The organism is Rhodospirillaceae bacterium, assembly GCA_002728255.1.
GTDB lineage: Bacteria > Pseudomonadota > Alphaproteobacteria > UBA7887 > UBA7887.
The window spans coordinates 1-23947 of record PBWV01000004.1 but is presented as its reverse complement, the minus strand read 5'-3'; the positions used below and the strand labels follow the sequence as shown (position 1 = coordinate 23947).

General features: G+C 46.3%; 20 protein-coding genes, 1 tRNA gene and 2 pseudogenes. 20 read left to right on the top strand and 3 right to left on the bottom strand.

Annotated elements, in window-relative coordinates; all coding sequences use genetic code 11:
• The 11 genes and pseudogenes from scpB (at position 1) to CMM32_01415 (ending at position 10260) form a co-directional block, all read left to right on the top strand.
• On the top strand, positions 1-621 hold the full coding sequence (gene scpB / locus CMM32_01465; GenBank protein MBT05575.1) for an SMC-Scp complex subunit ScpB: 621 nt from the start codon (positions 1-3) through the stop codon (positions 619-621).
• A gap of 190 nt (positions 622-811) precedes the next feature.
• Complete coding sequence (locus tag CMM32_01460; GenBank protein MBT05574.1) at positions 812-1804, top strand: Fe(3+) ABC transporter substrate-binding protein; 993 nt, start codon at positions 812-814, stop codon at positions 1802-1804.
• Between the two features lie 108 nt (positions 1805-1912).
• Positions 1913-3577, top strand: coding sequence for an iron ABC transporter permease (locus CMM32_01455; GenBank protein ID MBT05573.1), 1665 nt, complete (start codon positions 1913-1915; stop codon positions 3575-3577).
• Positions 3570-4646, top strand: a complete 1077-nt coding sequence (locus CMM32_01450) for an ABC transporter ATP-binding protein (protein MBT05572.1) — start codon at positions 3570-3572, stop codon at positions 4644-4646. The genes CMM32_01455 and CMM32_01450 overlap by 8 nt, the downstream gene beginning before the upstream one ends.
• Before the next feature lie 89 nt (positions 4647-4735).
• Positions 4736-5005: a twin-arginine translocase TatA/TatE family subunit gene (locus CMM32_01445; protein MBT05571.1), complete on the top strand. Its 270-nt coding sequence runs from the start codon at positions 4736-4738 to the stop codon at positions 5003-5005.
• 54 nt (positions 5006-5059) lie between these two features.
• A pseudogene (gene tatB / locus CMM32_01440) lies at positions 5060-5704 on the top strand (twin-arginine translocase subunit TatB).
• A gap of 94 nt (positions 5705-5798) precedes the next feature.
• Complete coding sequence (gene tatC, locus CMM32_01435; GenBank protein ID MBT05570.1) at positions 5799-6620, top strand: twin-arginine translocase subunit TatC; 822 nt, start codon at positions 5799-5801, stop codon at positions 6618-6620.
• Positions 6621-6670: 50 nt separating this feature from the next.
• On the top strand, positions 6671-7960 hold the full coding sequence (locus CMM32_01430) for a serine--tRNA ligase (GenBank protein ID MBT05569.1): 1290 nt from the start codon (positions 6671-6673) through the stop codon (positions 7958-7960).
• Between the two features lie 7 nt (positions 7961-7967).
• A complete protein-coding gene (locus CMM32_01425) occupies positions 7968-8729 on the top strand; it encodes a 5'/3'-nucleotidase SurE (protein MBT05568.1) in 762 nt (253 codons plus the stop codon).
• A gap of 5 nt (positions 8730-8734) precedes the next feature.
• Positions 8735-9367: a protein-L-isoaspartate O-methyltransferase gene (locus CMM32_01420; protein ID MBT05567.1), complete on the top strand. Its 633-nt coding sequence runs from the start codon at positions 8735-8737 to the stop codon at positions 9365-9367.
• Between the two features lie 233 nt (positions 9368-9600).
• Entirely contained in the window at positions 9601-10260 is a 660-nt protein-coding gene (locus tag CMM32_01415; GenBank protein ID MBT05566.1) for a hypothetical protein, read from the top strand.
• Positions 10261-10282: 22 nt separating this feature from the next.
• On the opposite strand, the gene CMM32_01410 is transcribed toward CMM32_01415, so the two are convergent.
• On the bottom strand, positions 10283-11140 hold the full coding sequence (locus CMM32_01410) for an AAA family ATPase (GenBank protein MBT05565.1): 858 nt from the start codon (positions 11138-11140) through the stop codon (positions 10283-10285).
• Positions 11141-11290: 150 nt separating this feature from the next.
• On the opposite strand from CMM32_01410, the gene yajC reads away from it, so the two are divergent.
• The 3 genes and pseudogenes from yajC to CMM32_01395 all read left to right on the top strand — a co-directional run bounded on the left by yajC (position 11291) and on the right by CMM32_01395 (position 14615).
• Entirely contained in the window at positions 11291-11656 is a 366-nt protein-coding gene (yajC, locus tag CMM32_01405; GenBank protein MBT05564.1) for a preprotein translocase subunit YajC, read from the top strand.
• Between the two features lie 34 nt (positions 11657-11690).
• Positions 11691-14228, top strand: a pseudogene (locus CMM32_01400) (protein translocase subunit SecDF).
• 12 nt (positions 14229-14240) lie between these two features.
• Positions 14241-14615 carry a hypothetical protein gene (locus CMM32_01395; GenBank protein MBT05563.1) on the top strand — a complete coding sequence of 125 codons (375 nt, stop codon included), beginning with the start codon at positions 14241-14243 and terminating at the stop codon, positions 14613-14615.
• A gap of 45 nt (positions 14616-14660) precedes the next feature.
• On the opposite strand, the gene CMM32_01390 is transcribed toward CMM32_01395, so the two are convergent.
• A complete protein-coding gene (locus tag CMM32_01390; protein MBT05562.1) occupies positions 14661-16055 on the bottom strand; it encodes a methylenetetrahydrofolate--tRNA-(uracil(54)-C(5))-methyltransferase (FADH(2)-oxidizing) TrmFO in 1395 nt (464 codons plus the stop codon).
• A gap of 143 nt (positions 16056-16198) precedes the next feature.
• Positions 16199-17383 (bottom strand): alpha-hydroxy-acid oxidizing enzyme, encoded by a 1185-nt coding sequence (locus tag CMM32_01385; protein ID MBT05561.1) that lies wholly within the window; start codon positions 17381-17383, stop codon positions 16199-16201.
• A gap of 355 nt (positions 17384-17738) precedes the next feature.
• Between CMM32_01385 and CMM32_01380 the strand changes: the two genes are divergently transcribed.
• The 6 genes from CMM32_01380 (at position 17739) to CMM32_01355 (ending at position 23901) form a co-directional block, all read left to right on the top strand.
• Positions 17739-20495 (top strand): DNA gyrase subunit A, encoded by a 2757-nt coding sequence (locus CMM32_01380; protein ID MBT05560.1) that lies wholly within the window; start codon positions 17739-17741, stop codon positions 20493-20495.
• Positions 20485-20994 carry a pantetheine-phosphate adenylyltransferase gene (locus CMM32_01375; protein ID MBT05559.1) on the top strand — a complete coding sequence of 170 codons (510 nt, stop codon included), beginning with the start codon at positions 20485-20487 and terminating at the stop codon, positions 20992-20994. Before CMM32_01380 ends, CMM32_01375 begins: the two co-directional genes overlap by 11 nt.
• A gap of 32 nt (positions 20995-21026) precedes the next feature.
• Positions 21027-21569: a peptidylprolyl isomerase gene (locus CMM32_01370; GenBank protein MBT05558.1), complete on the top strand. Its 543-nt coding sequence runs from the start codon at positions 21027-21029 to the stop codon at positions 21567-21569.
• A 20-nt stretch (positions 21570-21589) separates the two neighbouring features.
• Positions 21590-22627 carry a tRNA preQ1(34) S-adenosylmethionine ribosyltransferase-isomerase QueA gene (locus CMM32_01365; protein MBT05557.1) on the top strand — a complete coding sequence of 346 codons (1038 nt, stop codon included), beginning with the start codon at positions 21590-21592 and terminating at the stop codon, positions 22625-22627.
• Entirely contained in the window at positions 22624-23751 is a 1128-nt protein-coding gene (locus CMM32_01360; GenBank protein ID MBT05556.1) for a tRNA guanosine(34) transglycosylase Tgt, read from the top strand. Before CMM32_01365 ends, CMM32_01360 begins: the two co-directional genes overlap by 4 nt.
• A 74-nt stretch (positions 23752-23825) precedes the next feature.
• Positions 23826-23901: transfer RNA gene (locus tag CMM32_01355), tRNA-Lys, on the top strand.
• Positions 23902-23947: the final 46 nt, after the last annotated feature.

Here is a 23947-nt window from a genome sequence, read left to right as displayed (position 1 = left end):
ATGGATGATAAAAATAGAGATCTGCGGGTAGTGGAGGCATTATTATTTGCTTCGAAAGGTCCCTTATCTGAGCTTCAATTGGCGGAGTATTTAGATAGCGGGACGGACCTTAGGGCTATTATTGAGACGCTTTGTGGGGAGTACCGGGATCGAGGCATCAATCTCATCCAAGTCGCTGGTGGTTGGGCATTTCGGACTTCTTCGGATTTATCGCATGTCCTGCATCGTGAGGCCGATGTGGAAAGAAAGCTCTCGCGGGCGGCTATAGAGACCTTATCAATAATAGCTTATCATCAGCCAGTAACACGAATAGAAATAGAACAAATTAGGGGTGTATCAGTTAGTAAAGGGACCTTAGATAGGCTTTTTTCTGTCGGTTGGATAATGCCCAAAGGGCGCAGAAATACTCCTGGGCGGCCCGCCACCTGGATAACGACTGATGGCTTTCTTAATCACTTTGGTTTGGCGCGAATTGATGACTTGCCTAACGTGGAGGAGTTGCGTGCTGCGGGACTGCTGGATCGCGAAATCGCTCCACTGTTGCCTATGGAGAATAGCTCAGACAGTGATGAATCCATTTTGCCCGATGAGGAAGCCTTTGTTGAACCAGAGCATGAATAACTTCTCGGTTTGATTGGCCGAGTTGTTTTGTGGTTTCAGGCTTGGGAAGGAACCGATGCTTGTCCGAATGTAGGCGGGGAATTATGATGCGAATGATAGTTAGTCGCGATAAATAATGGGGTGTTGAACAGTGTCTGATTACATAGAAAGGGATTGGAGGAGGCTTCTCAGAGGCTGTGCTTGGATATTCTTGGGGCTTTCTTTTGGAGTTCCACCTACTGATAGCTTGGCAGATGAAGTGAATGTTTATTCGGGGCGCAAAGAGGCTTTGATTAGGCCAGTGCTCGCTGCTTTTACGGAGCGAACCGGGATCCAGGTAAACCTATTAACAGGGGACGCCCATCAGTTGCGAACCCGTCTCGAGGCTGAAGGGCGCAATTCGCCGGCGGATGTCCTGCTTACTTCAGACGTAGCTAATTTATACCATGCTACTGCCGCCGGCTTGTTTCAAGAACTTGACTCGGAACTCCTAGAGAAACGTATTCCGAGTAGGTATAGGGACCCTTATGGCAGATGGTATGGGCTTAGTGTTAGGGCTAGGGTAATTGCATATTCCATAGACCGAGTGAGCAAAACGGAGCTATCGACCTATGAAGATCTTGCTGATTCCAAGTGGAAGGGTCGCGTGATAGTACGCTCGTCAAGTAATGTTTATAACCAGTCTTTGATAGCTTCTATGATTTCTTCCCATGGGACGGCGGAAGCCGGACAGTGGATCAGGGGGCTTGTTGCTAATATGGCCCGTAAACCGCAAGGCGGAGATACTGACCAAATCAGAGCAGTTGCAGTTGGTGAAGCAGACGTTGCGATTGTGAATTCTTATTATTTTGGGCGGCTTCTTGCATCGGAGGCTGATCGGGATCGGCAAGTGGTGGGATCGGTGGGTATGTTTTTCCCTAATCAGGATGACCGTGGAACCCATGTTAATGTGTCTGGAGCTGGGGTCACAGCTCACTCTAGGAATAGGGCGGAGGCGGTTTCCTTGCTAGAATTTTTAAGTGGGCCGTTGGGGCAAAGATTGTTTGCCGACCTTAATCATGAATTTCCAGTAAATCCGGAGGTTTCTCCATCCCAAATTGTTGCCGACTGGGGGTCGTTCAGAGCAGATAGTGTTCCACTAGCTGAGCTTGGGGAATTTACTGGCGCAGCCATACGCTTGGCTGACCAACAGGGGTGGAGGTAGCTCTTTTAAGCGATTGAGTCGTTTTTGCCGTGGGCTTTGATACGTTATCAGGAAATGAATACAATAAACGGAAGTAATTGTGATTCAGCCTTTTGACGGTGATTTTTAGTGGAAAGAGTTTTTTCGAACGTTGGGGTTACCTTGGGCTCTATGCTTCTAGCCGGCATGTTATGTCTGCCCACGATAGTAATATTTGCTCATCTTTTTATCCCAATGGAAGAAGTTTGGCGCCACTTGTTAGATACTGTTTTGGTTCGTTATATTACAAACACGGTATTCCTGGCTCTAGGCGTTGGCATGATAGGCTTGATTGTCGGAACCCTAACGGGTTGGCTATCAGCTAATTTTGAATTTCCAGGGCATCGTTTATTGCACTGGGCTCTTTTGTTGCCCCTGGCCGTTCCTACTTACGCAACCGCTTTTAGTTATGGAGGACTATGTGAATTTTCGGGTCCAATACAAACAACTCTTCGTGATATTTTTGGTTGGAATAAGGGTGATTACTGGTTTCCCGAAGTAAGGTCCATTGGGGGCGCCATTTTTGTTATGTCATTTGTTTTATATCCCTATGTTTACCTCCTGGGTAGAGCCGCGTTTGTTGGGCAGGCTAGGAATTATGATGACAGTGCTAGGGTCCTGGGGCGGTCATCCTGGGGTATCCTCAGAGATATATCTTTCCCTCTCGCACGGCCCAGCCTCATAGCTGGGCTAGCTCTGATGTTGATGGAGGCATTAAGCGACTTTGGCGCAGTTCAGTATTTGGCGGTCGATACTTTCACAACAGGCGTATACAGAACCTGGTTTGCTTTAGGTTCTCCCGAGGGAGCAGCGAGATTAGCTTCAATGCTGCTACTCATAATTTTTCTCATACTTTTGATTGAACAGCGATCGAGGGGGCAGGCCAGGTACTACCAAGTTACGGGGCGTAGTCACTTAAAAGAAAAATTTCAACTTGTCGGTCTGAAGGGAATTAGTGCTACCTTTATTTGCTCTATTCCGGTCTTTTTGGGGTTCATACTCCCGGTTGGGTATCTTTTGTTTTTGAGTCTGCCTGCTTGGGCAGTGATGATGGGGGATCGTTTTGTTGAGCACCTCTGGAATAGTTTTTCCTTGGCTGCGTTAACTTCGTTGTTGGCTATGATATTTGCTTTGTTTTTGGTTTATTCAGTCCGCATGGGGGCTGGCCCATTAAACACCATCTTTTGTCGTATCATTAGTTTGGGATATGGGTTCCCTGGCTCTGTGATAGCCATTGGAGTTTTGATACCAATGGCTTGGTTGGATTATAGGATCGATGACTTCACGAGAAATGCATTTGGCGCTTCGACCGGCTTAATCCTTACTGGGGGTATGGCAGTGGTTATCTTTGCATATTTAGTCCGGTTTATGGCGCTCGGATTACATTCTCTCCAATCGTCCATGGAGTTGTTGGCTCCCAACTTGGATTCGGCGGCTCAAACATTAGGGGCAAATTGGTGGCGACGTTTGTCGTCAATCCATATACCGCTAATGACTGGGGGGTTACTGACAGGTGCGCTATTGGTTTTTGTTGATGTCATGAAGGAATTGCCGGCAACCTTAATTCTTCGTCCGTTCAATTATGACACACTTGCCGTCAAAGCATACGAATTAGCCTCGGATGAGGCGCTGGCTGCGTCCGGTTGTTACGCTCTAACTATTGTAGCTGTCGGCTTGATTCCAGTTATCTTAATAAGCCGATCTGTTGAAACTTCAGGTCCGTATGTGACGAAAGCGAGACGCGAAGATGAGTAACAATAAAGTTGGGTTGCAATTTTCTGGTGTCAGCCATTCATACGGAGTGGTGCAAGTGCTCAATAACGTCAGTTTGTCAGTGCCTGTTGGTTCTATAACATGCCTTTTAGGTCCCTCTGGCTGTGGGAAAACCACTTTTCTCCGTTTATCAGCTGGATTGGAGACCTTGCAGAGCGGTGAAATTTTCTTGGATGGTGAGAAGGTTGCTGATGCAAATAGTAACATAGGACCAGAAATTAGAGGGGTTGGCTTAATGTTTCAGGACTATGTGCTTTTTCCCCATCTTAGCGTACTGGAGAACGTGCGCTTTGGGCTAGAGAGTTTCTCCGTTGGCGAGCAAGTCAAGAAGGCTAAGGTGGCTTTGGAGCAAGTGGGTATGGCAGAGTTTTGGAGCTATTTTCCGCACATGCTTTCTGGTGGAGAGCAGCAGCGAGTTGCTTTGGCACGGGCTATCGTTCCAAGGCCCAAAATCCTCCTTTTGGATGAACCATTTTCAGGGCTCGACCAGCGTCTAAGAAAGTCCTTGCGCAGTGATACTTTGCATCTGCTCCACGAGCTAGGCACAACTACTTTGATGGTTACTCACGATCCCGAGGAAGCACTTTTAATGGGGGACAGAATAGCCATCATGAGGACTGGGGAGGTTTTGCAGGAAGGAACAGGACATGACCTCTACTCGCGTCCAGCCAATGCATTCTGTGCTACTTTTTTGGGTGATGCTATAGAGTACCGGGTTCATGCTAAATCCGGTTCTGTGGATACGCCGTTTGGCCCGGTAGAGGTTAAAAAGGACGTTATTGGAAGTGAGATCAGGGTTTTGGTGCGTCCTGAGGCGATAACTTTTGGGGCAGAAAATAGCCAGTTAGGGGTGAATTCTAGGTTTGTCAGTGGTACCCTGACTGACCTAAAGGAAGTAGGTCCATCTAGGAAGGTAATTTTGAAGCTCCATGGCTCGGGTTTTGAGATCCGGTTATTATCCTCTTGGAGGGGTTTTCCTGAGGTTGGAGGCGAAGTTGGTATGGTAATAGACACTTCGATGATGTTTGTATTTCCGGCCGTGGAAGGGTAAGAACTAGTAAAGGCATAGCCTGAGGTAATCCTTCGGTTAAAATATTTATTTCTAAAAGGGGGTGAGTTAGGCTCCCAGGAGAGTATGAAATGGGTGGCATTGGCATTTGGCAGATAGTCTTAATTCTAGCAATAGTTTTGATTTTATTTGGTGCTGGCAAGTTGCCTCGAGTAATGGGTGATGTAGCTAAGGGTGTAAAGAGTTTTAAGGCGGGTCTAAAAGAGGACCCGGAAGAAGAGGGGGTGAAAGAGGTTCAGAAATCTGCTGAGGTAGACATATCCCCTGATCCTTCTGAGCAAGCAACGGAAGCGGCACCTGTTAGTAGTGCAAACGAAAATAAAGAAGCCTCAAAAGGGTAGCGCGATCTTTGGCGTTTTGCGGTACTTTGTTAAAGGTGGTGTAAGGAGGCCGTAGTGCTTGACTTGGGTTGGAGTGAGATGGCGATTATTGCGACGGTGGCGTTGTTTGTCATCGGGCCTAAAGACTTGCCTAAGGCTCTTCGGACAGCAGGGCGATATGGTGGCAAGGTGAAGGCCTTGGCGAGAGAATTTCAATCCAGTATTGATGAGGCAGTCAAAGAGGCTGAGAGGGACTTGCACCTTGAGGAGGTAAAAAAGGGNGTTCANTCATTTAANAANATGGATATGGACACGGCCCTTAANGCCACTGANAAATTANCTGCGCCANANTTNCCAGCAGANGANGCNGNNCCAGAAGATANTNCGGAAAANCANGNCGTATCAGATGAGGAAACCGNTGTTGGNGCACCGACTGTGACTGCNNCAGGACATTTNGCGCAGGTACANCAAGCGGNAAAGGNCCAAGCGNCCNGGGGAAAGGATGNNNANCAAGNANNCNATGAGGAGNCTGNTGATCATCANGNTGTAGANGCTAAGGAGGNNGAGGAAGCAGNGNNANCGACCCTTCCNCTNCCNACNGNNGTCCANCAAGTGGTGGANGCCAGAAANAAGGTAGAAGCNGCTGNNCGGGAGGNAGCNGANAGNCANGAGAGTGATCNGAGTNCGGCGNCCCAAGAACGACGAGTNGAGCCGCAGTAGTAAGCNGGTGGCTANTTNCCAGGANCCAGATGANAGAGAGTTAGGGCCAAAGGCCCCACTTATTGANCATCTNATTGAGTTTAGAAACCGTTTAATGTATTCGGTNATTGCACTNTTTGTGTTTTTTATTATCAGCTACATTTTTTCGGAACATATCTACTCATTTNTNGTTCGCCCATTNGCGAATATNTACGCTGANCTNGGCGTAGAGAATCCNCGNATGATNTATACGGNCCTTCATGAGGCNTTTTTCACCTATTTGAAATTATCATTTTGGGCTGCAGTATTTCTTGCTTTTCCCGTGATTGCCACCCAAATGTGGATGTTTATAGCCCCTGGTTTGTATAAAAATGAGAAGGGCGCGTTTCTCCCTTTTTTGGTCGCATCTCCTCTCCTATTTGCTGCCGGTGCCACTCTTGTTTACTCGTTTATTTTCCCTTTGGCATGGCGGTTTTTTATGGGATTCCAGACAGGTTCTGTAGATGGTGGTCTAGCCATTGAGCTAGAGGCAAAGGTTAACGAGTACTTATCCCTAGTGCTTAAGTTAATGTTTGCATTCGGTTTTGCTTTTCAACTCCCGGTCGCGCTAACCCTAATGGCTCGTGCNGGCTTGGTTACGGCTCAAGGGCTAGCAGATAAGCGAAAATACTCAATAGTTATTGCCTTTGTTGCTGCTGCTATTTTGACACCGCCAGACATAATTAGCCAAGTTGGGTTGGGGCTTCCTATCCTCATTTTATATGAGATTTCCATAGTTCTTGCGCGATTTGCAGAGAAACGGAGAGCAATGAGAGAAAAAGAAGAGGAAGACCATGTTGATCGAATCTTGGATGGGGATGAGGGTCTATCCGGATCAGGAGGGTCACCCGACGACGGNGATACTTTTGAGGACACAGACTATAACGATGATCGCTAGCATGAAGCTGTGTGGACAAAGAAAAAGGCAATTAGAGGAACTTGGCGTTAATGTTTGACCTTAAATGGATTAGAGAGAATCCGGAGGATTTTGATAGAGGTCTTGCGCGACGGGGGGTTTCGTCGAGGGCCGAAGAGATTCTTTTGCTGGACTCACGGAGGCGGGAGTTGGTTACCAGATGCCAGGNTCTTCAGCAGGAAAGGAACCAAACTTCAAAGTTGATAGGAGTTAAGAAGGGTAAGGGAGAACCAATAGATGACCTAGCAGCTCAAGTTCTCGACCTAAAGAATGTGTTGCAAGAGGAGGAATTTANGGTCAAGGAGTTAGAGTGTAAGTTGAATGTAATTCTNTCTGAGTTGCCTAATTTGCCGNGTGCAACTGTGCCAGATGGTGAAGATGAAAAAAGTAATCGTGAGATCCGCCGAATTGGTGCACCTAAAAGTTTTGAATATCCGGTTAAGCTTCACTATGAAATTGGCGAGCTTCTGGGCCAAATGAATTTTGAGCGTGCCGCGGCTATGTCGGGATCACGGTTTGTTGTGTTGACCTCTGATTTAGCTCGCCTTGAGAGAGCGTTGGCTTCATTTATGCTTGATCTCCATATACAGCGAAATGGGTATACAGAGGTTAGTCCCCCGTCATTGGTACGGGAATCAGCGCTTTTTGGTACAGGTCAACTTCCTAAATTCGCTGATGATTTGTTTGTTACTAAAGATGAAAGATGGCTCATTCCTACCGCGGAAGTACCATTAACCAATATGGTGGCCGGTCGGACATTGGAAAAAGATGAGCTTCCCATTCGGTTGGTTGCCCATACTCCGTGTTTCAGGGCGGAGGCTGGAGCCGCTGGAAAGGACACTAGGGGAATGGTGCGGGTACACGAATTTAGTAAGGTAGAGTTGGTATCTGTTACCATGCCAGATTCATCGGATGATGAGTTGGAAAGGATGACGGCCTGCGCAGAGTCAGTTTTGAAAGAACTCGAGTTACCATACAGGGTTATGCTTTTGGCGACTGGTGATATGGGTTTTTCTGCTCGTAGGACTTATGATCTAGAGGTATGGATTCCAGGTGAAAAGCGGTACAGGGAGATTTCGAGCTGTTCCACTTGTGGGGATTTTCAGTCGCGACGCCTGGGTGCGCGACTAAGTAGGNGCAATGGACAGGGGAGTGGTTTTGTGCACACTCTAAACGGATCCGGATTGGCCGTAGGTCGAGCTCTTGTAGCTGTTATCGAGAATTATCAAAATCCAGATGGTAGTGTTAGCATTCCTTCTGCTTTGCGACCCTATATGGGGGGACTGGAACGAATAGCTGCTTCTGATCCAGAAAGTGGTTAGGGTTCTGATGAGGATACTACTGGCCAATGACGATGGTTTTGGGGCTCCCGGCCTCAAGCGCCTTGAAAGTATTGCCCGCACAATAAGCAGCGATATTTGGGTGGTCGCGCCCGATTCAGACAAAAGTGGAGCCTCACATTCTTTATCACTTGATGTTCCTTTACGCTATAGGCAACTAGGCGATCAGATGTTCTCTGTTGCGGGAACGCCCACGGATTGTGTGCTCCTAGCTCTTCTTGAATTGATTCCACCTCCAAAACCAGACCTTATTTTGGCAGGTGTCAACGCTGGTACTAATCTTGGTGATGATGTAACTTATTCGGGGACTGTGGCGGCGGCAATTGAGGGATCCTTGCATAGGATTCCTGCCATTGCACTTAGCCAGCACATTGTGAAACCAGCGCCAGGCATTTGGCAGCCTGTAGAGCAATATGGAGCTATGGTAATTAAGCGATTGCTTTCTGCGGGCTGGCCGCTCCATGTAGTTATTAACGTAAATTTCCCCTCGATTTCACAAAATGGTGTAAGAGGTATTACCTTTTGCCGCCAAGGGAAAGGTAAGCCGGGTTCCAAAATAACCCGACGCCTGGATCCAAAGGGAAGAGAGTACTGTTGGATTGATTCAGTCAGGTCTTGTGAGGAGCTGTCGGAGGATTCGGATCGATTTGCAATTGAGAATGGTTTTATATCCTTGACCCCTCTCAGGTTGAATCTGACGGATGAACAAATTCTGGCAGATCTTTCACAGGAAGTAGATTCGGTTATTTAGTTAAGATGAGCAAGATGACCGATACGGCACGCTTACTTTTAAGTATCCGGAAAGAAGGCATAACCGACCAGAGAATTTTAACAGCCTTCGAGGCTATCCCTCGGCATCTATTCGTGCCTAAAGTATTTAGCGATCAGGCCTACGATGATGTCTCGGTGCCCATAGCGTGTGATCAAACAGTTAGTCAACCAAGCTTGGTGGCATTTATGGTTAATGCGTTAGAGGTTGGTGAACGGATGAAGGTATTAGAGGTTGGCACCGGATCCGGGTATCAGACTGCGGTNCTTTCTCTTCTGTGTCGTCGTATTTATTCGATCGAGCGTCATCGTCCGCTCGAGCTTGACGCGGTTAGGCGGTTTGCTGCACTGGACCTATCGAACATCAGTTCTGCCACGGGTGATGGATCTTTTGGGTGGCCTGAACAAGCCCCTTTTAGTCGTATCATAGTGTCTGCTGCTGTGGCACAGGTGCCTCAAACTCTTCTTGATCATATGGCCGATGACGGGATTATGATTATACCTATCGGTGAAACTGCAGAAGACCAGATTTTATATCGTTTTAGGAAATCGGGAAATAAAGTTGAACAAGAGCCATTGATTCAGGTGCATTTCCTGCCATTGGTTTTCGGTCTACCATAAGGGACAGGGAATCTGCAGTCACTTGCATAGAAATAAGGTTGTGCAGAATGAAGACGCCGTGTAGGTTTTTCTTGGTGTGTTTTTTGAGTGTTCCTATGCTTTCCGGATGTTGGAAGCCTCCAACCATAATTACTTACGTTCCATTGCCGGAAAATATAGAATCGCATCGGCTCTCCGATAGTCGGCCTTTGCGTTCCATGAAGGAAAAATACATTGTTAGAAGCGGCGACACTATGTACGGAATTGCGAGGTGTTTGCAAGTGGGCCTGCGTGATTTGGTCGCTCTCAATACACTCGAACCTCCCTATACGATTTGGGTGGGGCAAGTGGTGCGGATCCCAGAGGGGGCGGATCTATCTCGATGTGAAAGACAACAAAAATTACTGCTGGACAGTGCTGCGGTCGGTACGTCTGACCAGGAATTGATGGATCCTAATGAGAGCTTGGTAGTCTCCCCACCTGCTGTGGCTGAAAGACAGTTTTCGGTCTTACCAAAAGTTCCTCCGAGAGCGGGAGAAAAATTTCTTTGGCCAGTTAATGGTAAAGTTATCTCAGATTTTGGTCCAAAGCCCGGAAATCTTCGAAATGACGGAATAAATATAGCAGCCCCTCTGGGAACGGTGGTTCGGGCCGCTGAAAATGGGGTGGTTGCATATGCAGGTAATGAGCTCCGAGGTTACGGGAAAATGCTGTTGATCAGGCATGAGGGCGGCTGGATAACTGCGTATGCACATAACCAAGAGTTGCTGGTTAAACAAGGTAGAAAAGTATCAAGAGGAGAAGCTATAGCTCGGGTTGGACAAACCGGTGGGGTCGATCGTCCTCAAACGCATTTTGAAATCCGGCACGGCGAGAAGGCAATTAACCCAAATAAACACCTAAGTTGGCAATAGGGATCTTCNGTTGATTTTTGCTTTATAAGATTTTCCCCATTCGTCCAGCTAGATCTTGTACATATTGCCAGGCGACTCTTCCAGAACGACTTCCTCTAGTCATAGACCATTCAATAGACTCAGCTTTTAGGGTCTTTTTCTCGCAGTTTAACCCGTAAAAATTGGCATAGGCTTCTACCATTTGTAAAAAAGTTTTTTGGTCGCAAGCGTGGAATCCCAGCCAAATTCCGAAACGATCTGAAAGAGAAATCTTGTCATTGATTATGTCAGAGGGATTAATGGAATTTTCCGCTTCCTCTTCAATGGATTCACGAGCCATCATATGTCGTCTGTTGGAGGTAGCGTAAAAGATAACATTTGCGGGTCTTCCCTCTATCCCACCTTCAAGCACAGCTTTGAGAGCTTTGTAATCGGTTTCTCCCGCATCAAAGGAGAGATCGTCACAGAAGACTACAAATTGTTTTGGGTAGGTCCGCAGTAGATTAAGTAAGATGGGGAGCGAACCAATATCTTCTCGGTGAATCTCAACAAGTGCTAGCTTATCTGGAATTTGATCTGCCACATACTTGTGGACTGCTTTGATAAGTGAACTCTTGCCCATCCCCCGAGCACCCCACAAAAGTGCATTGTTGGCTGGCAAGCCTCGCCCAAAACGCTTTGTATTTTCNAGTAATGTCTTTTTTGACAGCTCTATGCCGCAAAGGAGAGATAAATCAACCCGATTCACATTTGGTACTATTTTTAGCGAAGATTGGTTCGCGTTCCATATGAAGGCATCACCGTTTTCCGGGTTCAGTGGAACAGTCGTTTCAGGAGACAATCTATCAAGTGCATCTGCTATACGCCTCAGTTCTTCTCTGATTTCANTGTCAATAGTCATTGATTCTCTGGGATTTTCCGCCTCGGGAAGACCATATCATATNGTTGGTTTTGATCAACATTTGAATAATAAAATTCTCGTCATTTGCAAACCGTACAGNGAGGGGTATAGTCGCGAAAATTCACAACGTTTAAGGGAGTAAATGAAAGGATGTTGATTTCAGCAGCCTATGCGCAAGAGGCAGGGTCCGCCGGCGGCGGAGACTTTTTTGTGCAAATCATGCCTTTATTGCTTATATTTGTGGTGTTTTACTTCTTGCTGATTCGACCACAGCAAAAGAAGATGAAGGCTCATCGGGATATGGTGGGAGGCCTACAGCGGGGAGATAAAGTCATTACAGGGGGAGGATTGTTTGCGACAGTTTCGAAGGTAGAGGAGGACGTCTTGGTGTTGGAAATTGCTGATGGTGTTAGAGTTAAGGCGGCAAGGAACACCATAACAGAGGTGAACGCCAAGCCAGTGCCTCGCAACGATAATGATTCCAAGGAATCGGCGTCAGATGGAAAAAATAATTAGCGAATTATCGNCGAATTCTTGGGAAAAATAAAACATGCTGACTTTTGAACGTTGGAAAATAATATTGGTGCTAGGTGTGGTGGCATTGGGTATTTGCTATTCAGTTCCGAATTTTTTCCCGGCGAAGGCAACTGGAGCGGTCCCGAGTTGGTTTCCCCATAAGCAAATCAATTTAGGTCTAGATCTTCAAGGAGGATCTCATCTTTTACTTGAAGTGGATATAGGTACGGTCCTTGAGGAACAGCTTGAAACTCTGGTAGATGAAGTTCGCATAAAATTGCGTGGTGAAGATATAGGGTATACGGGCCTTGGTAGAGAAGGGGAGATGGTGCTGCTTACCATCGCAAATACAGGAGAGCTAGATGGGGTTAGAGAGTTACTGGGGAGTATAAGTGAAGAAGTCTCGGTTGCAGTCAAGGCAGGGGGGGTTCTGGCCCTTGAGCTTACTGAAACAGCCCGTCGAGAAAGGTCCATAGCGACCCTTAGTCAGTCGATCGAAATAGTGCGGCGTCGTGTTGACGAAACTGGGACAAGTGAACCCACTATTCAAAGGCAGGGGGATGACAGAATTTTGGTCCAACTTCCAGGCTTAGATGACCCCGAAAGAGTTAAGCGTTTGCTTGGAAAGACCGCCAAATTAAATTTTAGAATGGTGGATGAGGCAACCCCTGCAGCGGACGCTTTGCAAGGGAAAATCCCATCTGGGTCCGAGCTACTGTATGATGTAGATCGTACAACCGGTGGTGGAGAGCCCCGTCCGATAGTGGTGCGAAAGCGTGTGTCCGTGAGCGGCGATAATTTGGTTGATGCCCAACCTACGTTTCAGGATAACCAGCCGGTGGTTTCGCTTCGTTTTGATGCAGTTGGCGCTCGTAAGTTTGGATCTTTGACCAGAGACAATGTTGGGAAACGATTTGCTATTGTCCTAGACGGCGCGGTTATTAGTGCTCCGGTAATTCGCGAGGCTATACCGGGGGGCAGTGGCATCATTTCAGGTAATTTTACTACGGAGACAGCACAAGACTTGGCGCTGCTTTTACGTGCTGGTGCCCTGCCGGCTCCTCTTACAATTCTTGAAGAGCGCACAGTTGGTCCCAGCCTAGGCGCAGATTCAGTTGCTGCCGGAAAACTAGCGTCTGTAGTGGGAATGATTTTAGTTATTAGTTATATTGTTATTTCGTATGGACTATTTGGTCTCGCAGCGGTGTTGGCATTGGCCGTTAATATGGCTTTAATTATCGGGGCTCTTTCCATATTACAAGCTACGTTAACGTTGCCGGGAATAGCTGGTATCGTGTTGACTATTGGAATGGCTGTGGACGCTAATGTACTAATTTTTGAACGAATTCGGGAAGAGGTGCGTAATGGGCGGTCGCCGTTTTCGTCTGTTGATATAGGGTTTAGACAAGCATTTCGGACAATTGTTGATGCTAATGTTACGACTTTGATAGCAGCTGTTCTCCTATTTCAATTTGGTTCCGGGCCCGTCAAAGGGTTCTCTGTGACCCTAGCAATTGGAATTTTGACTTCTATGTTTACGGCCATCATGTTTACCAGAATGTTGATAGTTTTGTGGCTCCATCGGGTCAAACCTCAAACCATACCTATATAAGTNTTTGAAATGCGCTATTTTCGCTTTNTTCCTGACCAGACCAATATCCAGTTCATGCGTGGTCGCCATGTAGCATTTTTTATCTCATTGATATTAATCATAGGTTCTGTCGTAGCGTTTGNAGTGAAGGGTTTGAATTATGGAATAGATTTTAGGGGAGGTATTCTTATTGAGGTGAAGACACCTTTGGGAACTTCTATCGCCGAAATGAGGGATAGTCTAGGGACTTTAGGATTAGGTGAGGTGAGCTTGCAAGAATTTGGTGCACCGGATGATATTCTGATCCGTATTGAACGCCAGGAAGGCGGGGAGGAGGCGCAATTAGAGGCTGTTACCATTGTTAAAGAGCAGCTTTCTGAGAATTTTGGGTCTAATTTAGATTATAGGAGAACTGAGTTTGTTGGCCCTAAGGTTGGTGCTGAGCTTATCTCTGCAGGTATAAAGGCAGTTGTATCGGCACTACTAGCTATGATGGTTTATATTTGGTTCCGTTTTGAGTGGCAGTTTAGTCTCGGAGCGGTCGCGGCGTTGCTCCACGATGTAACTCTAACCATAGGTATGTTTGCTATTTCCGGCCTGGAATTTAACTTAGCAACTGTGGCGGCAATATTACTGATTGTTGGTTATTCATTAAACGATACAGTGGTTGTGTACGATAGGGTGCGGGAAAATCTGAGGAAGTATAAGAAACTCGTTTTGGTGGATGTATTAAATCGAAGTATTAATGACACCTTAAGCCGAACCTTAATGACTTCGATAACCACTATGTTAGCGCTTCTGGCCTTGTATACTTTGGGCGGGGCTGTAATTGCTGATTTCAGTATCGCTTTAATATGGGGTGTTTTGGTTGGTACTTATTCTTCCATATTTATTGCTGCGCCCCTTCTTATAAAGTTGCGCCTACGGTCTTCCCCAGAAACAGCTAAAGACGATGTCGATAAGCTTGGTGATTTGTCATAAAACTTGGCTGCAATGGAATTAGTGAGTTCTCCGGCCTCGGAGCAAGCTCTTGTCCAATCCTATGGGCCAGGCCAATTCAAGATAGGAGAGCAGGTGTATCTGCGCTCGCTATTGTTGTTCTCAGGCGGTGTTTTTCAACTGGATATCGAAAGCATCGATCAGCTTAATGAGACTGTCTTGGAAAGAGTTTTCCTGGCCAATCCTAAGTTGGATATTTTNTTAGTAGGCTATGGATTAAGTAAGGGGCAGGTGGATTGCCAATTGAGTAATGCTTTGCGCAATGCTGCTATAGGGTTAGATATAATGAATACTGGGGCGGCGTGCCGGACCTATAACGTGCTGGCTTTGGAAGAGAGACGTGTCGCGGCAGTTTTGATACCGCTGTAAAAGGTTGGTATAGCGGCGTCCGTGAGGCTTTTATCGTCCTAGATTTTAAATTACCATAACTGGCTGCGATTTCTCCTCTACAGCGCTTCTTGAAAGGTTTGGGTCGTATAGCCACTCGTCTAAATCTAGCAGCGCTNTCCGAGTTATTTCTTGTCTTTTCTCTTTACGTGAGAGTTTCTGGTCTAAGGGCGGGAATAGCCCAAAATTGATATTCATGGGTTGAAATGTCGCCTCTTTACCTCCGCCAGAAATATGAGAAAGGAGCGCGCCCAGAGCAGTGGTCTGAGGTGGTTTATTTAGTGGTTGCTTCGTTTTCTCAAATCCAAAAAACTGACCTACCAGTAATCCAATTGCTGCACTTTCTACATAGCCCTCTACGCCAGTGATTTGTCCAGCAAATCTTATTTTATCATGGCTTTTTAATCGTAGTGTCGGGTCAAGCAATCTAGGGGAGTTAATAAAGGTATTGCGATGGATGCCTCCCAGGCGGGCAAAGGAACAATTTTCTAGGCCTGGAATTAATTGGAAAAGGCGTGTCTGTTCGCCATATTTAAGTTTTGTTTGAAANCCAACGATATTATAGAGGGTGCCCAGCGCATTGTCTTGTCGAAGCTGGACAACAGCATAGGGCTTTTCNTTTGTGTGAGGATTTGTTAATCCGACAGGTTTCATGGGGCCAAATCGTAGTGTTTCTNGTCCACGCTCGGCCATGATCTCTATCGGCAAACATGATTCAAAATATGGAGTATCTTTTTCCCACTCATGAAACTCTGTGCTTTCCGCATGAAGTAATTCATTTACAAAAGTTTCGTACTGGGCCTTATTCAGGGGGCAATTTATGTAGGCATCTGTATCTCCCGAGCTACCAACTTTATCATATCTCGACTGAAGCCAGGCTATAGAGAAGTCGATCGTATCTTTATGAACAATAGGAGCTATTGCATCAAAGAAGGCCAGATTGTCTTCGCCTGTCATCGAATGTAAAGACTGAGCAAGGGGTGTCGATGTGAGTGGACCTGTCGCCACTATTACGGCGTCCCACTTGTCCAACGGAATACGGGTAATTTCATGCCGTTCAACCTCGATTGAGGGTTCTTTTTCGATACACTCTTGGATCATTTCTGAAAACCCTGCACGGTCGACTGCCAGTGCTGACCCCGCAGGAACTCGGTTTTTGTCCGCGCATCTTAAAACGACAGAATTGGCACGACGCATTTCCTCGTGAAGTAGTCCTACTGCATTATTCGAGAAGTCATCGGATCGAAANGAGTTAGAGCAAACTAACTCTGCTAGTAGCTCCGTTTGGTGGGCATTTGTTGATTCCTTTGGTCGCATCTCGTGCAGGANNGCGGGNACCCCAAATCTTGATAACTGCCAGGCGGCTTCACAGCCTGCTAGACCGCCACCAATGATATTGACTGGAGTATAGTTTGTCTTCATAGGATTCTATNCATATGATTTTGTGGTCAACGAAANAGGTCTCAGAATATTAGTCCACAACCCTAAAAAACTCATCATGCTTAATCTATTTTTGATCCCCTTGGCTATCCTTACTTACGCTGAGAAACCTATGCAGATTAGTTTTATAAATTTTGTGGATAGGGTCTTTGCTCGGGGCGATGCCGTATATGCCTAGCCCCGATCTTGTCTATTTTGTCGACACCCAGGAGGCTCATATCCCTGTTTAGTTCATCTGATATTATATTCATAGCACGTGATACCCCGGTAAAGCCTCCTGCNGAAAGCCCGTACAGATAAGGTCTTCCCCCCATACCACTTTTTGCTCCAAGAGCAATTGCTTTAACAATGTCTGTGCCTCTGCGAATGCCACCATCCACTATTATATCGGCTCTGCCCCCAACTGCGTCGACAATTTCAGGCAGAACACTCATCGGCGAAGCGGCATGATCGAGTTGCCTGCCTCCGTGGTTTGAAACAATGATGCCAGTTGCTCCAATTTTAACAGCGCGAGCGGCATCTTGGGCATTTAAAATGCCCTTAATGGCAAACGGCCCTCCCCATTCTTTTATCATCCATTCTGCATCTTTCCAGGTTACAGAGCGATCAAATTGGCTATTAATATACTTAGCTCGGGAACCCACCCTCTTTCTGACGGAGCCAAGTTCGCTGGGAAGGTTTGCGAGATTTGGTTGTCCTTTCGATAACATATGGAAGAGCCAGTTTGGATGGCGAGCGAGATCAAGTACAAGTTTGGGTGTTAATTGTATTGGTGTGGCCATCCCATTGTATAGGTCGCGTTGTCGATTGCCGTATACTTGCACGTCAATGGTTAGGCATAGGGCCTGGAAGTTGGCTTCACGGGCCCGTGAAATAAAGCTTTTAACGAGAGAACGATCTTTCCAGACGTATATTTGGAACCATTTGGGTCCAGCAGTGAGATGGCCAATTTCTTCGATAGATACACTCGAATTGGAGGATAACGAGTAAATTAGGCCGGCTTTCGCTGCTGCTCGTGCGACCGCCTTTTCGCCCTCGTGATGAAATATTCTACTCATTCCAGTAGGCGATAAAATGAATGGGAACGATACCTTTTGGCCCATCACCTCGGTGGACATATTAATCTTCGATACGTCCGTTAAAGCATCTGGTACCAGAGTGTATTGGTTAAAGCTGTCCCGATTATGGCGCAGGCTTACTTCATCGTCTGCGCCTCCGTCTAGGAAGTCAAAAATGGTTTTTGGAAGCCGCTTTTTTGCGGCTTTTCTTAAGTCATCGATATCGTGGCAGTTAGCTAATTTTCTCAAGATTACCTTTTTGCTCCAGAATATAAGGATTACTGATTCGGCTCATAGAGCAGAGCCATGTAGAAATATTACGATAATAATACATGATTAAGCCTTGGAAAAAAGTGCTGAGTGATTTGGTGTAAGGAGTGCAGCCATTTTTCAGCCCGTTTGGACCAGTGCAAATTTGTGTGTAAAAAATGAGCTAGGGGTGGCAAAAAGTTTTGTCTAGAGGTATTATTATCTTTGAAATAGACGAGTGTTTGGTACACCAATGAGGTAGCGTTTAGCGCTCCAAAAAGTTGAAAGTTCGGACCCGGGGGGACGAGAAAGGTTTAAAAGTTTTGGCTCAGCGCAACCCAATTTCCGATAAGAATTTGTGAACGAAAATAGCCCAATACAAAATTCAGATATAACTCCTGTTAACATAGAAGAGGAGATGGAGCGGTCCTACCTGGATTATGCGATGAGTGTAATCGTCAGTAGGGCGCTGCCTGATGTCCGAGATGGGTTGAAGCCCGTACATCGTAGAATTTTGTATGCTATGAATGAGAATGGTTACCATTGGAACAGAAGTTACCGCAAATCTGCCCGTGTGGTTGGTGACGTCATGGGTAAATATCATCCTCATGGTGACGGTGCTATTTACGATGCAATGGTTCGCATGGTTCAGGATTTTTCCATGAGTTTGCCCTTGGTGGACGGGCAAGGGAATTTCGGCTCCATGGATGGAGACCCGCCGGCAGCCATGCGTTACACGGAAGTCAGAATGGCACAAGCTGCTACCACTTTGCTCGAAGATATTGAGCAGGATACGGTGGATTTTAAGGAAAATTATGACAATTCGGGGTCTGAGCCTGTGGTGCTTCCAGCCCGTTTCCCCCATCTTTTGGTTAACGGGGCTGGGGGTATTGCTGTTGGAATGGCTACTAATATACCGCCACATAATCTCGGAGAGGTAGTGAGCGCCACTCTGGCGTTAATAGATAGCCCTGATATGGATATTGCTGGGCTTATGGAGTTTCTTCCAGGCCCCGACTTTCCGACTGGTGGAATAATACTAGGACGCAATGGAGCGGAGTCCGCAGCTAAGACAGGCCGTGGTAGTGTGGTGATTCGGGGAAAAACTAAGTCTGAACCGTTTGGAAAAGAGCGTGAGGCTATTATCATTACGGAGATCCCATATCAGGTAAATAAATCACGCATGGTTGAGCAAATAGCAGAGGCAGTTCGTGAAAAACGAATTGAGGGTATCTCTGGGTTGAGAGACGAGTCAAACCGTGTCGGTGTGCGAGTAGTAGTAGAATTAAAGCGCGACGCAACCTATGACGTCGTTCTTAATCAGTTGTTTCGATACACATCTCTACAGGTAAGCTTTGGAGTTAATACTCTTGCACTTAACGGCGGCAGACCGGAGCAACTTAACTTAAAGGATATTCTTTCAGCTTTCTTGGGTTTCCGGGAAGAGGTAATCACTCGAAGGACTCTGTATGAATTGGGGAAGGCTCGTGAGAGAGCTCACCTTTTATTAGGGTTGTCTGTCGCAGTGACCAATATTGACGATGTGATCGCCCTAATTAGAAAATCGCCTGATCCAAATAAGGCTCGTGAAGAACTGATGTCCAGGGCTTGGCCTGCAAAGGATATAGAAGGCTTTCTCGAAGCATTAGGTGAGGTTCAAAAAGATGTATCTGGGAAGACGTATCAACTGAGTGAGGCACAGGCGAAGGGCATATTGGAACTTCGTTTACAAAGGTTAACGGCGCTAGAAAGAGATAAGATTGCGGATGAATTGCGTGAACTTACGGAGCAGATCAAGGATTTTCTGAACATCTTAAAGTCTAGGGACCGGCTCTTAGATATCATCCGAACTGAATTGAAAGAGGTCCAAGAGAAGTTTTCAGTCCCAAGGCGAACGAAATTCCTAGACGCCGAGTTTGAGTCGGATATTGAGGACCTGATTGAACAAGAGGATATGGTGGTCACAGTAACTAATAATGGTTATATCAAAAGAGTTCCATTAACGAGCTATCGGGCACAAAATCGTGGTGGCAAGGGGAAAGCTGCCATGGCCATAAGGGATGAAGATTTCGTGCGAGAGGTGTTTGTTGCTGATACTCACCGGCCAGTTCTATTTTTTACGACTACGGGAATGGTATATACCTTAAAGGTCTACAAACTCCCGGTAGCCACACCTCAGGCCCGGGGAAAGCCTATAGTGAATTTGCTACCCTTAAAGAACGGCGAGTCTATTGCTACGATGATGCCACTACCGGCGGATAGAACAACCTGGGATTCTATGAACGTAATGTTTGCTACTTCTAGTGGAGATGTTCGGAAGAATGCGTTGAGTGATTTTACCAATGTTAAGTCAAACGGTAAAATTGCCATGAAACTTGAGGAAACTAGTGGCGACAAGCTAGTTAAATTGGTTGGGGTAAGATCCTGTACAGATGATCAAGATGTCTTGCTGGCAGTAACAAATGGTAAATGTATAAGGTTTAGGGTATCTGAGGTTCGAAGGTTCGCTAGTAGGAACTCCACTGGTGTTCGAGGAATTAGGTGTGCTGGCGATGATCGCGTGGTTTCGATGTCCATTTTGGATCATAATGAAATTGATATGGTTGTTAGAGACTCATATCTTAAATATTCTTCTTCTGTTAGGCGTTCTGATTCTCAGGAGAAGGTTGGTGCAGGAGATATCACTGCTGACCAGTTGGCACTGCTTTCGAGCAAGGAAGAGATGATCCTGACTGTTACGGAGAATGGTTATGGTAAGCGCTCATCAGCGTATGAATATCGGATCACCAGAAGAGGCGGGCAAGGTATTATAAATATAGAAACTTCCGAGAGGAATGGGAAGGTTGTGGCCTCATTTGCTGTTGGCGCTGAAGACCAGTTGATGCTTCTGACTGATGCAGGAAAACTAATCCGGATTCACGTGAACGGTATTCGAATTGCCGGACGGAACACCCAAGGGGTAACTTTATTTAAGACCGAGGATTCAGAGCGTGTAGTATCTGTCATACGACTAGCTGAAGATGGTGAGATAATAGGCAATAATGATAAAATAGAAGAAAGTCTGGGTGATGCCCAGAAATTGTCAAAGGGTAGAGGATTAGCAAGTGAGCACTGAGCGAACTGGCCTTTATCCTGGCACCTTTGATCCTCCAACCAGTGGGCATTTAGATATTATTAAGAGAGCTTTGCACGTTGTTGATAAATTGATAATGGGTGTTGCTATCAACGCTGGTAAATCACCAATGTTTGCTCTCGATGAGAGGGTGGCAATGCTTGAAAAAGCCATAGGGGGTTTGGGTGGTGGTGCTGCGTCAAGAGTAGATGTGAGACCTTTCGACTCTCTCTTAATGCATTTTACGAAAGAATGTGGAGCAACGATAATAGTGAGGGGATTGCGGGCCGTATCGGATTTTGAATATGAATTTCAGATGGCTGGAATGAACGCTCATCTCGAACCCAATGTGGAAACAGTATTTTTGATGGCCTCAGAACAAACTCAGTTTATATCGTCACGTTTAGTTAAGGAGATTTGTATGCTTGGGGGGGATATTACGGATTTTGTTCCTCATAATGTAAAGGAAAAGCTTATAGAGCGGGTTGGGAAAGCTAATTGAATTTAATCAAGACAACATTTGAAAGGTGACACATGGGCAACTTAAAAATTTTAATGCCCGTAGTGCTGATATTAGCAATGGCAGATAAAGACGTTACAGCAACGGACTTGGAAAATACCATATTAATGGACTTGAAGAATGGTCAGGTGGTGATAGAACTGCTTCCAGAGTTTGCCCCGAAACATGTGAAGCGGATTAAGGAACTAGTGCGTGAAAAGTTCTACGATGGAGTGGTGTTTCACCGAGTTATAGAGGGCTTTATGGCCCAGGGTGGAGATCCAACAGGGACGGGGACAGGAGGCTCTGGGAAAAATCTTGATGCAGAGTTCTCAGATGCTAGACATGTCCGCGGAACGCTATCTATGGCAAGATCACAAAATCCCAACAGTGCCGACAGCCAATTCTTTATTTGCTTCGCTGATGCACCGCATTTAGATGGACAGTATACCGTATGGGGGCGTGTGGTGGAAGGTATGGAGTTCGTGGACCAAATAAAACGGGGTGGTGGAGGTAATGGCATGGTTTCCGATCCAGATAAAATTATTAAAATGCGTGTAGCTGGCGACTTGGACTAATCGGCAATTATCATCAAAGTATGCGTCTGGAACAGTTTGACTTTGATTTACCAACAGACAGGATAGCCAACCGACCCGCAGTTCCCAGAGACAGCGCACGTATGTTGGTTGTGGATGAAGGTCTTCTAGATTCTCATGTGGGGCGTCTTGCCGAGTTTTTTCGAGCGGGAGATATTTTAGTTGTTAACGACACGCGAGTTGTTCCGGCACGGCTGAATGGTGTTCGGGGAGATGCTAGGGTGCAAATCACCTTAGATGCACCAGTAAATGGGTCGGAATGGAGAGCTCTGGCTTTACCTGCCAGAAAATTAAGATCTGGAGACGATCTGACCTTCCCAGGGGGACTTCGTGCGAAGGTTGTCTCCCGGGGCGCGAGAGGTGAGATTTTACTGGACTTCCATTCTTCCTCCTCTGAGATTTACGCTTACCTGGATGAGCATGGAATACTTCCTCTGCCTCCCTATATAAGCCGAACGGACGGGCCAGATGAGCGTGATCTAGGAGATTACCAAACTATTTATGCCAAAAACGTAGGAGCTGTGGCCGCGCCAACAGCAGGGTTGCACTTTAGTCCTCGAATTTTTGAACGGCTACGGAAGAAAGGTATAATGGTGGCACACATTACACTGCATGTGGGCATAGGAACATTTCGACCAGTTACTACTGAGAATATTCTGGATCATAAAATGTCAGAAGAGCGTGGAGTTATCACTGTTGAAACGGCAAAAGCTATTAATGAAGCTAGGGAAAATGGTGGTCGAATTATAGCCGTTGGAACCACTGTACTTCGCTTGTTAGAAGCATCTAGTGACAAGCAAGGCCAGGTGCAGGCATTTAGTGGGGGCACATCGATTTTTATTACCCCGGGGTATAAGTTTACAACGGCTGACTTTTTGATGACTAACTTTCATCTTCCAAAGTCTACTCTGTTTATGTTGGTAGCTGCGTTTAGCGGCCTAGAACGCATGAAGTTGGCTTATGCCCACGCTATAAAAAGCAGATATAGATTTTATTCCTTTGGGGATGCGTCGTTATTAAGGCGAATTATCGAGAAATGAGCTTATCTTTTTCTATCAAGGCCTCTGATGGTAATGCCAGAGCCGGCCTCGTTAGAACAGCTCATGGAAGCTTTCTGACTCCTGCTTTTATGCCTGTTGGCACTGGTGGTACTGTGAAAGCAATGACTCCCGATTCGTTAGCCAGTAGTGGTTCCGATATCGTTTTGGCAAACACTTATCATCTCATGCTACGGCCGGGACCAGAGATTGTGAAGGCCCTTGGTGGCTTAAGGAAAATGATGGGGTGGCCTGGGCCAGTTTTGACAGACTCTGGCGGTTTCCAAGTAATGTCCCTTTCAAAGTTGAGGAAACTGACCGAAGATGGCGTTATATTTAAGTCCCATATTGATGGCAAAGAATTTTTTCTTTCACCCGAGAAAAGTGTTGCAGTTCAGGAGACCTTGGATGCAACTATTTCTATGGTTCTTGATGAGTGTACAGCTTATCCATGCTCCAAAGAGGAGGCAGAAAAGTCTATGGATTTGTCTATGGTTTGGGCGGTCCGGTCAAAAGAGGCATTCAATCCACGCCCTGGTTATGGACTTTTTGGAATTGTGCAGGGCGGTGTCCATTGTGATCTCCGAAAAGAAAGTGTCATTTTCCTTAAAGAACAAGAATTTGATGGGTATGCGATAGGTGGACTTGCAGTGGGCGAGGATCCATCAATCTTACACAAGGTTGCCAGTTTCACTGCAGGAATCTTGCCTCCTGAAAAGCCCCGATATTTAATGGGGGTGGGAAGGCCTGAGGATTTGGTTCAGGCTATCTCTGCCGGTTGTGATATGTTTGACTGTGTATTGCCTACCCGATCTGGTCGAACAGGCCAGGCATTTACCCATCGAGGTACGGTTAATATCCGGAATAGTAGGCACAGATCAGATTTGCGTCCATTAGACGAAGCGTGTGAGTGTCCCACCTGTCTCAGTTATACTCGTGGATATCTCCATCATTTAGTTCGTTCAGGTGAAATACTAGGGTCCATGCTCATGACATGGCATAATATTCACTATTATCAGAGCCTAATGGCCTCTATTCGGAGCCATATTTTGGCTGGAGAATTAAGCAAGTTTGAGAACGAGTTTAGGGAATTATATTTGGAGGGTGATGTTGAGCCTCTGGGCTGACAAGGAGAGCTCCGTTACTGAAAGGTATTCTTGACCAAGATAGTAGAGGGACCTATCTTGCAGCGAATTTATCGGCGCGCTTAGCTCAGTCGGTAGAGCAACTGACTTTTAATCAGTGGGTCGCAGGTTCGATTCCTGCAGCGCGCACCAATCTTTTCAATGACTTACGAGCGATTCACGCTCGGTTAATTTCCCA